Source organism: Citricoccus sp. GCM10030269, assembly GCF_042665635.1.
Classification (GTDB): Bacteria; Actinomycetota; Actinomycetes; order Actinomycetales; family Micrococcaceae; genus Citricoccus.
On sequence record NZ_JBHTCV010000002.1, the window covers coordinates 642724 to 656882 of the forward strand.

Annotated in this window: 12 protein-coding genes and 1 riboswitch; of the genes, 9 read left to right on the top strand and 3 right to left on the bottom strand. The window is 66.8% G+C overall.

The annotated features are described in order from the left end of the window. Positions 1-8 precede the first annotated feature (8 nt). Positions 9-818 carry an IclR family transcriptional regulator C-terminal domain-containing protein gene (locus ACFQQD_RS06045; protein ID WP_378087267.1) on the bottom strand — a complete coding sequence of 270 codons (810 nt, stop codon included), beginning with the start codon at positions 816-818 and terminating at the stop codon, positions 9-11. A 328-nt stretch (positions 819-1146) separates the two neighbouring features. Between ACFQQD_RS06045 and ACFQQD_RS06050 the strand changes: the two genes are divergently transcribed. Together ACFQQD_RS06050 and ACFQQD_RS06055 are read left to right on the top strand one after the other, a co-directional pair. Continuing rightward, the gene (locus tag ACFQQD_RS06050) at positions 1147-2145 is read left to right on the top strand and encodes an ABC transporter substrate-binding protein (RefSeq protein WP_378087269.1); all 999 of its coding nucleotides are present in this window, start codon (positions 1147-1149) and stop codon (positions 2143-2145) included. Further along, positions 2142-3983 (top strand): dihydroxy-acid dehydratase, encoded by a 1842-nt coding sequence (locus ACFQQD_RS06055; RefSeq protein WP_378087272.1) that lies wholly within the window; start codon positions 2142-2144, stop codon positions 3981-3983. Before ACFQQD_RS06050 ends, ACFQQD_RS06055 begins: the two co-directional genes overlap by 4 nt. Here ACFQQD_RS06055 and ACFQQD_RS06060 read toward each other — a convergent pair. Then, a complete protein-coding gene (locus ACFQQD_RS06060) occupies positions 3980-5332 on the bottom strand; it encodes an MFS transporter (RefSeq protein ID WP_378087274.1) in 1353 nt (450 codons plus the stop codon). The genes ACFQQD_RS06055 and ACFQQD_RS06060 overlap by 4 nt on opposite strands. A 125-nt stretch (positions 5333-5457) precedes the next feature. Between ACFQQD_RS06060 and ACFQQD_RS06065 the strand changes: the two genes are divergently transcribed. Genes ACFQQD_RS06065 through ACFQQD_RS06075 form a run of 3 tightly spaced genes read left to right on the top strand, consistent with a single transcriptional unit; the run spans position 5458 to position 7780 of the window. Then, positions 5458-6408: a DUF6282 family protein gene (locus ACFQQD_RS06065; protein ID WP_378087276.1), complete on the top strand. Its 951-nt coding sequence runs from the start codon at positions 5458-5460 to the stop codon at positions 6406-6408. Between the two features lie 29 nt (positions 6409-6437). Further along, entirely contained in the window at positions 6438-7178 is a 741-nt protein-coding gene (locus ACFQQD_RS06070) for a PIG-L deacetylase family protein (RefSeq protein WP_378087278.1), read from the top strand. Then, positions 7175-7780 carry an RraA family protein gene (locus ACFQQD_RS06075; RefSeq protein WP_378087280.1) on the top strand — a complete coding sequence of 202 codons (606 nt, stop codon included), beginning with the start codon at positions 7175-7177 and terminating at the stop codon, positions 7778-7780. The genes ACFQQD_RS06070 and ACFQQD_RS06075 overlap by 4 nt, the downstream gene beginning before the upstream one ends. Positions 7781-7883: 103 nt before the next feature. On the opposite strand, the gene ACFQQD_RS06080 is transcribed toward ACFQQD_RS06075, so the two are convergent. After that, entirely contained in the window at positions 7884-8948 is a 1065-nt protein-coding gene (locus tag ACFQQD_RS06080) for a VOC family protein (protein WP_378087282.1), read from the bottom strand. Positions 8949-9112: 164 nt separating this feature from the next. Here ACFQQD_RS06080 and ACFQQD_RS06085 point away from each other — a divergent pair, with 164 nt between their 5' ends. The 4 genes from ACFQQD_RS06085 (at position 9113) to ACFQQD_RS06100 (ending at position 14132) form a co-directional block, all read left to right on the top strand. After that, complete coding sequence (locus tag ACFQQD_RS06085; protein ID WP_378087284.1) at positions 9113-10114, top strand: ABC transporter substrate-binding protein; 1002 nt, start codon at positions 9113-9115, stop codon at positions 10112-10114. 186 nt (positions 10115-10300) lie between these two features. Continuing rightward, positions 10301-10975, top strand: coding sequence for a queuosine precursor transporter (locus tag ACFQQD_RS06090; RefSeq protein ID WP_378087286.1), 675 nt, complete (start codon positions 10301-10303; stop codon positions 10973-10975). 167 nt (positions 10976-11142) lie between these two features. Next, positions 11143-11257, top strand: a riboswitch (SAM riboswitch). A gap of 101 nt (positions 11258-11358) precedes the next feature. Continuing rightward, the gene (locus ACFQQD_RS06095; protein WP_378087288.1) at positions 11359-12600 is read left to right on the top strand and encodes an acyl-CoA dehydrogenase family protein; all 1242 of its coding nucleotides are present in this window, start codon (positions 11359-11361) and stop codon (positions 12598-12600) included. A gap of 143 nt (positions 12601-12743) precedes the next feature. Then, a complete protein-coding gene (locus ACFQQD_RS06100; protein WP_378087290.1) occupies positions 12744-14132 on the top strand; it encodes an LLM class flavin-dependent oxidoreductase in 1389 nt (462 codons plus the stop codon). Positions 14133-14159: the final 27 nt, after the last annotated feature.

Here is a 14159-nt window from a genome sequence, read left to right on the forward strand (position 1 = left end):
GCCGGCCCTCAGCGATGCTGCCGCTGAGACAGATGGGGATTGGCGTAGCGGTACTGCGCGGAGATCCGGGCCGCGGCCTCCTGGAGAACCGGCACGATGGTCTGACGCAGGACCTCCTCGCTGGCGCGGACGGTGGTGGAGGAGACGGAAATGCCGCCGATGGCTACGCCGTCGTGAAGGATCGCCACCGCTGCGGCGACCATGCCCGGATGCAGTTCCTCCTCGGAGATATCGAACCCCTGCTCCCGAATGGTGGCCAGGCGGTCCCGCATGGCCGCGGCCGTGGTGATGGTGTGTGGAGTGTGGACCTCGAACGGGCTGGTGGCCAGAAACTCCTCCAGCGCTTCGGATGACAGGTGTGCCAAGAGGACCTTCCCGGTGGCCGTGGCGTGGGCGGGAAGCCGCGTGCCCACCCGTACTGAATGCGGCATGGGACGGCGGTCTTCCAACCGGGCGACATGCAGGACCTCGTGGCGGTCCAGGGTGCCGACGCTGCAGGTCTCCCCCGTGCGCTCCACGACTTCAGACATGAAGGGATAGGACACCTCGGGCAGCGAGGAGGCGCCGAAATAGCCGACCGAGAGTTCCAGAATCCGGGGAGTGAGGTTCCACAGTCCGTGTGCCTGCTCCGCGTAGCCCAAGTGGGCGAAGGTCAGGAGGATTCTCCGGACCACGGGCCGGGAGAATCCCACCTTGGTGGCGATGTCCGCCACGCTCAGTGCGGAGTTGCGGCCGTCAAAGGCTCGGAGCACCTCAATGCCGCGTTCGATGCTCTGGATGCGGTCCCGGGAACGGGCCTCGTCCGGTTCGTCTTCCATGGTCCTGCTCCCTTCTCGGCTCCTGACCTCAAGTGTACGCAGAGTGGTCACTTGTTTTGTCTGAGCGCTGCCTGGAGCTCCGCCGTGGGATTGGCCGTGACGATGGCCGGGTCGCCGGGTAGACCGTCATGATCGCCCTCACTGCGGGACGGCTGGTCGGTATCCGCGGGACAAGCTGTGGACGCTCTGCGTGCAGGTGATTCGCGGAATGTACAGAAAATCATAGACAAGGCTCTATGACGTGTGTCACGATTTTCAGCATCCACCCAGGTGTGGAGGCGTCAGAGATGATCGTTCGAGCAGAACTCATGAGGCAGGGAGACTGACCATGAACCGCAGGAACAAGCGCCGGGGAGTCTGGGGTTCCGCGACCCTGCTGGCAGCGTCACTCGTGCTGGCCGGCTGTGGTGGTGGGACCGCCGCCGAGGGTGGCGGTGGGACGTCGGAGGGCGGCGTCCCCAGCGTCACGGCCGCCACGATTCCGGTCACGGACGCCGGTCCGATCTTCCTCTCCGAGGACCAGGGCATCTGGGAGGACCACAACCTGGACCTGACCATCGAGACCGCCAATTCCTCGCCGAACATCATCTCCGCCATCATGTCCGGCGACTACCAGATCGGCTACGGCGGCGTGACCTCAGTGTTCCAGGCCGTGGAGAACGGCATCGACCTGCAGATCATCGCCCCCGCCAGTGCCACAGCCGACGACCCGGAGAACGGCATCAACGACATCCTGGTGCTGCCGGACAGCGACTTCCAGACGGCGGCGGATCTCGAGGGCAGGAAGGTCGCGGTCAATGCGCTCGGCGGCTACGCCCAGCTGCTGGCCATGATCGCCATCAAGGAGGAGGGCGGCAACCCGGACAACGTGGAGTGGATTGAACTGCCGGTACCGGACCAGCCGGCGGCGCTGGAGAACGGCAACATCGACGCCTTCGTTGCCGGAGAGCCCTTCGGCACGCTGGGACGCCAGAACGGACTGAAGACGCTGGCCAACCCCCATGCCCTCCTCAGCGACGGCGCCGTGGTGGGCGGGGTCTGGTATGCCAACCGGGCCGAGGTGGAGGCCAACCCGGAGTACTACGAGGACATCGTGGACGCCATCAATGAGACCAATACCTATGCGGGCGAGAACGATGAGGAACTTCGCATGGCCATCGCCGACCTCACCGGCATCGACCAGGACCTGGCCGCCGAGATCCGGCTGGGCTCCTACGGCAAATATGACCTGAGCAAGGAGAACATCCAGCCCCTGGCCGATGCTGCCGTGGAGTTCGGCCTCGTGCAGAATCCGCCGGACCTCGACTCGATGATCTGGAAACCATGACCACTCCGCCACAGGACTCGACGTCACAGGACTCGACGTCACAGGACTCGACGTCACAGGACTCGACGGGCTGGCCGGAACTGCGGAGCAATTTCCCCCTGGACTCCATGCGCTCGCTGGCTCGGCGCGCCGAATGGAAACCCTTGGGTGTGACACCGGATCAGCTGAATCGACCCAAGATCGCCATCGTCAACACCTCCAATGATCTGGCCGCGTGCTTCGCTCACCTGGACGAGATCGTGGTCGCCCTCAAGGACGAGCTGCGGGACCGCGGGATGCTTCCGCTGGAGATCCGCACGACGGCGCCCTCGGATTTCATCACCAGCGTGGGCAAGGCCGGCCGCTATGTGCTTCCGGCCCGGGATCTCATCACCAACGACATTGAGGTCATGGTGGAAGGCGCGCAGTTGGACGGCATGATCTGTCTGAGCTCGTGTGACAAGACCACCCCCGCCCACCTGATGGCGGCCGGGCGACTCAATGTGCCCACGGTGGTGATTCCGTGCGGCTATCAGCATTCGGGGCTGTCCGAGGACGGCAGTGCTGACATCGAGGAGGTCTTCCTGAAGGCCTCGTATCACTCGATTCGTGGCGGAGACCAGGCCGAGATGGAGGCGATGGCGGACACGGCCATCCGCGGTCCGGGCGTCTGTGCCGGTCTGGCCACCGCCAATTCGATGCACATGATCGCCGAGGTGTTGGGGATGGCCGTCGCCGGGGCGGCCCCGGTCCGGGCCGGCCGTGAGCGGATGTGGGACTCCGTCCACCGGTCCGCGGACGCCATGGCCCATGCCGTCCGGCACAACGTCCGTCCCCGGGACATCATCACCAACAACGCCGTCCGAGACGCGGTCATCGTGATGCTCTCCGTCGGGGCCTCGGTGAACACCATCAAGCATCTGCAGGCCGTCGCGGTCGAAGCCGGGCTGGACATCGACGTGTGGGAGACCTTCCGCGCCCTCGGTCGGCAGGTGCCACTGCTGGCGTCGATTCGGCCCAATGGCGCGCATCTGGTCGAAGACCTCGAAGACGCCGGAGGTGCGGCCACCCTTCTCCGGGAGTTGTCCCCGATGCTCTCCGGCGACCGGCCGACGGTGAGCGGGGAGGCCCTGTCCGAACGCATCACGGCCGCCAAGCCCGCCGACGGAACGGTGATCCGGGGTACCGACGATCCATACTCGACGAGGCCCTCGATCGTCGTGTTGCGCGGCAGCCTGGCCGAGACGGGGTCGGTGTCCAAGCGCCCCATTCCCGACCCCGGCCCCTATGCCTTCACGGGGCCGGCGAAGATCTTCCACTCCCGCGAGGAGGGGATCCAGGCGGTCGCCGAGGGCCGAGTCCAGCCCGGTGACGTGGTGGTGCTCCGGGGGCTCGGCTTGGAGGGTGGCCCGGGCATGGGGTTCGTCTCGGGACTGATCTTCGCCCTGGAAGGGGCGGGACTGGCCGGAAAGGTCGGATTCGTCACGGACGGTCAGTACTCCGGACTGGCGAACTCCGGCGTGATGGTGGGTGAGGTCTCTCCGGAGGCGGCCACCGGCGGCGCCATCGGGCTCATCCGGGACGGGGACATCATCGCCATCGACCTGGAGGCCGGAACCCTGGACGCGCTCGTCAACCCGGACGAACTGGCCGCCCGGCCTCCTTTCGAGCAGCCGGATACCCCTGCCGCGGCCGACGACGCCGGCGGGTACCTCGAGCTCTATCGCTCGGCGGTACAGCCGCTGGCCTGCGGCGCCGTGCTGTGCCCCCGGCCGGGAGGGCCGGCGGCCGACTGCGCCGCGGACCAGCCCGCGAGTGCCGGCTGGTCCGCGGCGGAAGGGTCAGGACATACCGGCTAGCGGGAGCTCTCCCACGACGCGTCGAACCGTCCCGTCCTCAACGGCAGGATCGTGACCAGGGCGAGCACGCCCAGGGCCAGTACGTAGAGGGAGATCGGCCACGAGGCCCCGAAGGCCGCATACAGGCTCGTCGCGATCAATGGTGCGAAGCCGCCGCCCACGATGGAACCGATCTGATAGGCCGTCGACGCACCCGAGTACCGCAGGTTCGCCGGGAACAATTCGGCGACCAGGGCGGCCTGAGGGCCGGCCATGAGTGACTGCGCGAGCAGGACGATGGCGAACCCCAGCAGGATGAGCACGGGTTGTGCTGTGTCGACGAGCCAGAAGAGCGGAAAAGCTCCGACGACGACCAGCGCCGCACCGATCACGAACACCGGCTTCTGCTGGAAACGGTCGGCCAAGAGGGCGCCGAGGATGACAGTGACGAGATGGATGACGGCACCACCGACGATCAGCCAGAGCATGGTCGGTTGCGGCAGTCCGAGGGCCTCCGTGCCGTAAGCGAGCATGTACACCGAGTAGAGGTAGCCGATGGCCGGGGAGGCCGCCGAGGCCAGGCCGGCCAAGAGCGTGCTGCCACCGTGGTGCCGCAAGAGCTCTCCGAGCGGGAACCGCTGGACCTCCTCCTGTTCCTGGGTCCGCTGGAACACCGGGGAATCCTCGACCCTGAACCGCAGATACAGCGCCATGATGATCAGCAGGGCCGAGAGCAGGAACGGCACTCGCCAGCCCCAGTCCTGGAAGGCCTCGGGCGCGAGGGTGGCGGTGACCGTGATGAAGACCAGATTGGAGACGATGATGCCGACCGGCAGGCCCATCTGCGGGAAGGCCCCGAACAGGGCCCGGCGATTCCGCGGAGCGTACTCCACGGCCATCAGCACGGCGCCACCCCATTCGCCGCCCACACCCAGTCCCTGGATGAAGCGGAGGGTCACCAACAGGATCGGCGCCCAGATCCCGATGGTGGCGAAGTTGGGCAGCAGACCGATGCCGACGGTGGCCCCGCCCATGACGAGCATGGTGATCAGCAGCATCTTCTTGCGGCCGATCTGATCGCCGAAATGGCCGGCCAGGAGGCCACCGATGGGGCGGGCGATGAACCCGACGGCGAAAGTGGCGAAGGCCGAGAGCGTGCCCGTGATGGGATCCTCGCTCGGAAAGAATTGGGGCCCGAAGATCAGAGCGGCCGCCGAGCCGTAGATGAAGAAGTCGTACCACTCGATGGCGGTTCCCGCGAAGCTGGCGCCGAGAACTCGGCGCTGGTCAGCGGGCGTGGGGGCCGGCGCGCCGGCATGCTGCGACGGGCGACTGGCGTCGTCGGTGGTGAGCGTGGAATTCGAGGACAAGGAACGTGGCCTTTCTGGAGAGGGTCACGGTGCGAGCAATGGGACGTGGATCACTCTCCCCATCGTGATTCGGATTGTCAACAATTTTGGTGGCAATCGCGTGGCGGATTGTCTACGCTGAGGTCATGAGTGAGCACCCAGTCCCTTCGGCGCGCGCCCGGGAACTCGTCCGGGGCGCCTACGATCTGCACATTCACGTGGCACCGGACGTCATGAAACGTCGCATCAACGACCTGGACCTGGCGGCGCGCTTCCGTGAGCTCGGTCTGGCCGGTTTCGTCATCAAGTCCCACTACGTGCCCACCGCCGAGCGGGCCGAGCAGGTGCGCACGATGTATCCGGACGTCGATGCCATCGGGGCGATCACCCTCAACGCCTCCGTGGGTGGGATGAATCCCGTGGCCGTGGAGATCGCCGGTCGCGGCGGGGCGAAAGTCGTCTGGTTCCCCACCGTGGACTCGGACAATCAACGCTCCTGCCTGGCCGAGGAGCCCGAGGGGGCCATGCCGCCGATGTGGGCCCGTCTGCAGCAGGACCTCGAGGACGCCGGCATGAAGGCCGATGCGGTGGAGGTGCTCAACCCGGACGGCACCCCGACCACCCAGACCGCTCAGGTGCTGCAGGTCATGGCCCAGCACTCCATGGTGCTGGCCACCGGGCACCTGCACACCGACGAGTCCTCGGCCCTGGTACCGGCAGCACAGGCCGCCGGTGTGGAGAAGATCATCGTCACCCACCCGGAGTTCACATCCCAGCGGATGGGGCTGGACTCTCAACGCCGGCTCGCTGAGCAGGGGGTGTTCCTCGAACGCTGCCTGACCACCCCGCTCACGGGAAAGGTGTCCTGGGAGACGTGGCACGCCAACATCCGCGGCGCCGGGGTGGAGCACTCGGTCGTCTCCACCGACCTGGGTCAGCCCTTCAACCCACCCGTCGAGGACGGGCTGGCCATCGTGGCCGACATCATGCTCGATGAGGGGTATTCCGAGTCCGAGATCAAGCTGATGATCGTCCACAACTCCCGGTATCTGGCCGGGGCCTCACCGTTGCCGGACGCCCCGGCACACCTGCGCTGAGCAGAGCCATCATCCCGAAAGGACCTGACATGACTGAAGTTCCCACCGCTGACCGATCCGCCGGCCGCCTGCTGGTCGTGGGCGCGCACTCCGCTGATTTCGTCTGGCGCGCCGCCGGTGCCGTCGCCTCCTTCGTCAAGGCCGGCGGTGAAGCCAAGGTGGTGGCCCTGACCTACGGTGAGCGCGGCGAGTCCGGCGTGCTCTGGCAGGAGGAGGGGCAGACCGAGGAGAACGTCAAGAAGATCCGCCATGGCGAGGCGGAGCGCGCCTCGCAGCACCTGGGGGCGTCCTTCGAAGCGTTTGATCTGGGCGATTACCCGTTGGTCAACGACCAGTCGGACATCGAGCGGCTGGCCGAGCTGATGCGGGACTTCGCCCCGACCGTGGTGCTGACCCACCCGGACAAGGACCCGTTCAACCCCGACCACCCGGTGGCCTACGAGATGGTACAGAAGGCCCGGCTGATGACCTCGGGCGCCGGCGTGGAATCCGGCTTCAAGACCGCCCCACCGAGCGAGTTCCTCGTGTTCGAGCCGCACCAGCCCGAGCTGTGCGGGTTCGTGCCCTCGGTCTTCGTGGACATCACCGAGGTGTTCGAGCAGAAGAAGGCCGCGATGGCCGAGATGAAGGCGCAGGTCTACCTGCAGTCCTACTACGCCGAGCGCGCCGAACACCGCGGAAACCACGCGCGCAAGGTCACCGGCAACAAGGAGATCCGCCAGGCCGAGGCCTTCATGCGTCTGGTCCCGAACGTGGTGTCCAGCCTGTGAGTGGGGACGCGAAGGACCTCTCCGAGGCCGAACTGATCGAGCGCTTCGCCGCCCTGCCGGTGGCCAACGTCGGCGACGCCATGGAACGCCTCCAGGTGCTCGACGGCGCCATCCAGTCCGTCTGGCCGTCCGCGGGCGCCCGGATGGCCGGCCGGGCGGTACCGGTGACGGTGGCCGGGGGAGACAACAAGGGGATCCATGAGGTCATCCCGACCCTGCAGCCCGGCGACGTTCTCGTGGTCAACGGTCAGGCCGCCACCCACCGTGCGCTGATCGGTGAGCTGATCGCGGGGCGGGCCATGGCCCAGGGCTGCGTCGGTTTCGTGCTGGACGCCATGGTCCGCGACGCCGTGGACCTGGAGCAGATGCGCTTTCCGGTCTTCGCCCGGGGCACGACGCCGGCCGGCCCCTACCGTAACGGTCCGTTCCGGACCGGGGCCGCGGCCGCCGTCGGGAATGTGGTGGTCCAGCCGGGAGATCTGGTGGTGGGAGATGACGACGGCGTCGCCATCGTCCCGCGGGATCAGGCCGCCGAGGTGCTGGTCAAGGCCGAGGCCAAGCACGCCAGCGAGACCCAGCAGCGGGCCGAGATTGGCTTCTGAGCCCCTGATCTGACCGCCTGCTTGAACGAAGTAGCACGATGTGTCGAATCTGGGCTACAGAATCGACACATCGTGCTACTTCGATTTCGGGGTCAGGGGTTGTTCAGGAGTCCAGGCCGGTGTCCACGGGCTTGTTCTCCTGAGCCTGGGCCGCGTTCTGGCGCTCCTTGGACTCGGCCTCGTGCGGGTTGGCCACCTTGTCGCCGTCCTCGACCACCGGAGTGCCGTGGGTGTGGAACGTGGAGATGGTCTTCATGCCCCAGGCCTGGCCCTTGGCGCGCTCGGCCTGCGTCCAGCCGATCGGCTTCCAGTCCGGAGCCAGGATCAGGCGCGAACCCTGGTTGGCCAGCTCGATGCGGTTGCCGCCCGGCTCCCAGACGTACAGGAAGAAGCCCTGCTGAATGGCGTGCTTGTACGGCCCGTACTCGATGTAGATGCCGTTCTCCAGGAAGATGTCCGCGGCCTTGAGGATGTCCTCGCGGGTGTCCGCAGCGAAGGCGATGTGGTGCAGGCGCCCCGGGGTGCCGGTCCAGTCGTCCGAGTAGACCAGATCGTAGGACTTCTGGCCGAAGGTGAACCAGTGGCCGCCGACCTCGCCGTCGTCGAGCTGGATGTACTCGGTGGTGTAGCCGCCCAAGACCTTCTCGGTGAAGTCGCAGACCCCGGCCATGTCCGCCGTCAGGTAGTTGACGTGGTCCAGTCGGCGGGCGTTGGCGCCGAATCCGGGGAACTTGGAGGCCTGGTTCTTCAGCGCGGGGCGATCCTCGTCAGTGGCCTCGTACCACTCCGTGTCGTAGAAGACCTCCATGAGGTGCTGATCCGGGTCGGTGAAGCGGAAGGTCCGTCCGCGGCCCTGTTCGCCGTCCACCCAGCCCTCGCCCTGACCGGCGGCCTGCACGCGCTCGACGACGCGGTCGAGAGCCTCGGGGCTGTGCGCACGCCAGCCCACCCGGCCGACGCCGGCGTGCTCCTTGGCGGTGAGCTTGATGGAGTACGGCTCGTAGTCGTCCCACGTGTGCAGGTAGACGGACTCGTTGCCGTTCTCCGTGGTGCGGCCCACCTCACGCATGGCCAGCAGATCCCGGAAGAACCACAGGGATTCCTCGAACTTCGGGGTGTACAGCTCCACGGTGGACAGGTGGGCGATGTCGCGGATGCGTTCGGTCATGCTGGCCCTCTCAAATACGGAGTTCTCGGAACTTGGAACAATATTGTCAACAAAATCATAGACAGTCTGGGGCGGGTTGGCTACGGTCATAGGCATTCGACCGTGGCGTGATCCACGCCACTGAATGGTCACTCAGTCGCCAGAGAGTCTTCGAGGGAAACACGATGAAACGTCAGCTGCTGCAGCTGCTGTCCACAGCCGCCGTCTCCAGCCTGGCCCTGTCCGCCTGTGGCTCCGGGTCACCGTCCGGCACCCAGGACTCTGCCGAGGCCGGGGGAGCGGGAGGCGAGTCTGGTGGCGAACTGACCGAGGTCACCGTCGGCCTGGTACCGCTGGCGGCGTCCATCGCTGTGGAGTACGGCATCGAGGAGGGCATCTTCGAGAAGCACGGACTCGATGTCGAGATCGCGCTCGCCAACGCGGGGGCTGCCATGCTGCCCGCGGTGTCCAACGGCCAGATGGACGTCGGGGTCGGCAATCCACTGTCCGTTCTCACGGCGGCGGATCAGGGCCTGGATATGCGGATCGTCGCGGGATACTGCAACTCGGCGGACGACGGCGAGGACACCTCCGGAGTGGTGACCCGCAAGGACAGCGGGATCGAGGACTACGGTGACCTGGCCGGAAAGACGACCTCCATCAACGCACTGCGCACTCTCGGAGATCTCACGCTCATGGATCTGGCTGAACAGGGCGGTGCTGACCCGGCGGCGGTCAAGTTCGCCGAAATGCCGTTCCAGGACATGCCGGCTCAGCTCGACCAGGGGAACACGGACGCCATCTGGATCCCGGAACCGTTCCTGACCACGGCCCTGGACAATCCGGACAATGAGCTCCTCGGCTACTCGTTCCGCGACTCCATTGAGGGCATGCCCACCATGGTCACTTTCACCTCCGGCACCTTCGCCGAGGAGAACCCCGAAACCGTGGAGAAGTTCCAGGCGGCCATCACGGAGGCGCTCGCCGCCACGGAAGAGAACACCGATGACGCCAAGAAGCTGCTTCCGGAGTTCCTGAGCCTGCCCGAAGAGGTCGCCACGAGCCTCAAGCTGGACGACCTCGGCGGCGAGATCCGCGAGGAACAGCTCCAGGCGATGGGTGAACTCGCCGTGAAGTACGACTTCATCGACCGGGAGCCCGATTTGGAGGCCATGATCGTCGACTAGTCTTCGGGTCCGTCGACGGCGGATATGGAAGAATCAGGGTCTGTTCGAGACGCCACCTGGGGCAGCAGGTGCGTGCGGGGTCGCAGAGACCGCCAGCCGCCGCGTCCGGACAGCAGTGAGTGCTAATACAGCCGGCGCCGTCTCCTCGGGAAGGCGTGCGGCGAACCACCACCCCAAGGACCCCACGTGACCCAGACTGACCCTGCCCCCGCCCGCTTCGCCCCCACCGGCACCGGCCTATACGCCGTCTTCACGGCGATCATGGCCGTGGTGCTCATCCTGTCCAATCTCGGTGCCACCAAGGGCGTGACCTTCGGCCCGATCGTGACCGACGGCGGATTCTTCCTCTTCCCGCTCGCGTACATCGTCGGTGACGTGGTGTCCGAAGTCTACGGATTCCGCGCGTCCCGGCGGGCGATCGTGACCACCTTCGCCCTCTCCGTCTTCGCCGCGTTGTGCTACTGGATCGTCATCGCGCTGCCCGGCGCCGAGTGGTACGCGGGGCAGGACGCGCTGGTCCGCACCCTGGCGCCGGTGCCGCTGATCGTCCTCGGGTCCCTGCTCGGCTTCCTCATCGGCCAGCTGGCGAACTCCTGGCTCATGGTCCGGCTCAAGCGCCGCTCCGGGGAGCGCCTGCTCTTCGGCCGGCTCGCGGTCTCCACTCTGCTCGGCGAGTTCCTCGACACCCTGGTGTTCTGTTCCATCGCCGCCGGCGTCATCGGCATCACGGACGTCCCCACCTTCCTCAACTACGTGGTGGTCGGCTTCGTGTTCAAGTCCGTGGTCGAAATCGTGCTGTCTCCGGTGACCATGTGGGTCATCGGCCGGGTCAAGAAGGCCGAACCCGCGTACGCCGGCTGACCTGCGCGTGGCCGAGTCTCGGATTCGGCAACAGCGTCGTCATGGCGGGTCACATTCTGGCGCCGGGCGACGCCATCCGCGCTCGAGGTCCATTCGAGCGCGCGAAACGGCGAAAGATGACGACCGTGCTGGACGGTGCCCAGAGCCGTCCCTAACGTTCTGTGAAGAATCACGAGCTCCGGTGTGAAGCCCTGGCTGACCGGACGGCAACCCTCTCGCTGTAGTGGGGTGCTCCAGGTGATGATTCGGCCCCCGGCGACCGCCGAGGGGCAAGTACGGCACCACCGAGGACGCGTGTACTGGGCCGGTCGGCTCTGAACAGCTGTGCACACCGTCGTTCTCCGGCGCAGTCTTGCGGTGGGCCATGACGGAAAGGCCTCGCCATGACCGCCCTCGCCACCGGATTCCTGACCGCCGACCGGTTCGCCAACCTCCGCGAAGGGCTCGCCCCGATCTTCGCCTCCATCGCCGACAGCGCCGCCACGCGAGAGGCTGAGCGGAGCATTGATCGCGACGTCGTCCGGCGCCTCGCCGAGGCCGGTTTCACTTCGCTGCGGGTCCCGGTCGACTACGGCGGATCCGGACTCGACTTCGCCCAATCCGCCGAGCTGATCATCGAGCTGGCAGCCTCCGATTCGAACCTGACCCAGGCGCTGCGGGCCCACCTGGTCAACCAGGAGAACATTCTCGGGCATCCAGACCCGGCGTTCCGCGAGCGGTGGCTGCGCCGCATCGGCGGCGGGGCCGTCGTCGGGAATGCCATCACAGAGGTGAACAATGCCATCGGTGAGGGGACCACCCGCCTCGTCCAGGACGTCGAGGGAACCTGGCGACTCAACGGCCGGAAGCACTACTCCACCGGGACGCTGTACGCCGACTGGATCATCGTGGCCGCCGTGGATGCCCACGGCGAGGAGATCGCCGCCGTGGTGCCCGCGGACGCGCCGGGAGTCACGGCGCTGGACGACTGGGACGGTTTCGGTCAGCAGCTGACCGCGTCCGGGACCACGATCTTCGAGAACACCCCCGTGGCCGCCGAGGAGGTCTACGTCGGCGGCCTCGACGACGGAACGCGAGTGGCCACGGGGCAGGCCACCTGGCAATTCATTCACTTGGCGACGCTAGCCGGCATCGCGCAGGCCGCCGTGCGAGATGTGAGTGAGTACGTCCAGGGGCGACGGCGTTCCTTCAGTCATGGGGCGGCCGAACTGCCCCGGGATGACGCCCAAGTCCTGCAGATCGTCGGGGAGATCTCCTCCGCCGCGTTCGCCGCTCGGGCCGCCGTCGACTCCGTCGTCACCGCCCTGGGCGGTCTGTTGGAACGCGAGGCGGCCGGCGAACAGCTGCCGGAGGACGACGTCAACGCGGTGTACGTCCGCGTCTACCAGGCCCAACAGGTGGTGGCGGAGAACGTGCTGGCCGCGACCACCCGGCTATTCGAGGTCGGCGGCGCCTCCGCGGTGAGCCGCTCCCGAGCGCTGGACCGTCATTGGCGCAATGCCCGCGTTCTGGCCAGCCACAATCCCTTGATCTACCGAGCCCGGATTATCGGCGATTGGGAGGTCAACGGGATTCCGCCCGCCCGGTCCTACCGCATCGGCTCCGCCCCCTCTGGCGCAAAGTGACCGTGCCCCCACCAGAGTGACGTGGTCTTGTCACTCTGCGCCTCGAACCACCCGAACCACCCGGACCACCCGAACCACCTGGACCACCCGGACCAACCGAGCATCCCTTCACCCGAGACCTACCCACTCCTCAGGAGAATCCCATGAGCACCCAGCACGCCCGCCGGACCCCGCTGCACTTCAATGCCTTCGTCATGAACACCACCAGCCACATCCACCACGGCCAATGGCGCCGACCGGACGCTGGACAGACGGAGTTCACTGACCTCAACACCTGGGTCGACCTGGCCAGAACGCTGGAGGCGGCCAAGTTCGATGCGATGTTCTTCGCCGACGTGGTGGGCCTTTACGGCGATGCCGACGCCGACTACTCCGTGTATGTGAACGAGGGGCTGCAGATTCCCTCCAACGACCCCACCGTGCTGCTCGGGGCGCTGTCCGTGGTGACGGAGCACCTGGGTCTGGCCACCACCTCGAATGTGTTCCAGTCCCATCCGTTTCAGTTCGCCCGCCAGATCTCGACCTTGGACCACCTCTCTCACGGGCGAATCGCGTGGAACATTGTGACCGGGACGCAGGACAACGGCTCCCGGAACTTCGGCCTGCCCCGGCTGACCGACCACACGGAGCGCTATGCCTGGGCGGACGAGTACGTGGACGTGGCCTACAAGCTGTGGGAGGGATCCTGGGATGAGGGAGCGGTGCTCAAGGATCGCGCCGGCTCGCGTTATTCCGATCCCGCCCGGGTGCACAAGATCCGTCACGAGGGTCCGCGCTACTCCGTGGAAGGACCCCACCTGCCGCCGCCGTCCCCTCAGCGCACGCCGGTGTTGTTCCAGGCCGGGTCCTCGGCCTCCGGACGCGACTTCGCCGCCCGCAACGCGGAGGCGGTCTTCCTCACCGCCGCAGACCCGGGCATCGCCCGTCAGCAGATCGACGACACCCGACGCCGTGCTGTCGAGGCCGGTAGGGCCCCAGAGGACATCAAGTTCTTCCAAGGGCTGAGCTTCATCATCGGCGACACCGAGCAGGAGGCCCAACGGAAGCTGGCGGAAGCCGAAGAGTACGCCTCGATCGAGGGGTACCTGGCGCACTCGGCTCTGGTGGATCCGGACGGCCGGGTCTACCCGCCGCAGACACCGCTGAAAAATCTGAAGACCAATACGCAGCGTGGTGCGGCGGAATGGGCGGCACGGGCGATCACCGACCGCGAGCCCGTGGTCGCGGACATCGGCTGGCGCGGTCACCGCAACAACCGCGTCGTCGGCACGCCCGAACAGATCGCCGATCGGCTGGAGGAATGGCAGGCCGCAGGCGTGGACGGCGTCAATGTCATCAACTGGGTCATCCCCGGCTCCTTCGAGGAGTTCGCGCAGAAGGTCCTGCCCGTGCTGCGGGAGCGGGGGCTGGCTCAGCGGGAATACGCTCCCGGGACCCTGCGCCAGAAACTGTTCGGTCGCGACCGCTTGCCGGAAACCCACCCGGGCGCCCAGTACCGGGGTGCCTTCGCACCCGCGCCGGCCGTTGTCTGATCATCCCCGGACGGAGCGAAAGGACCT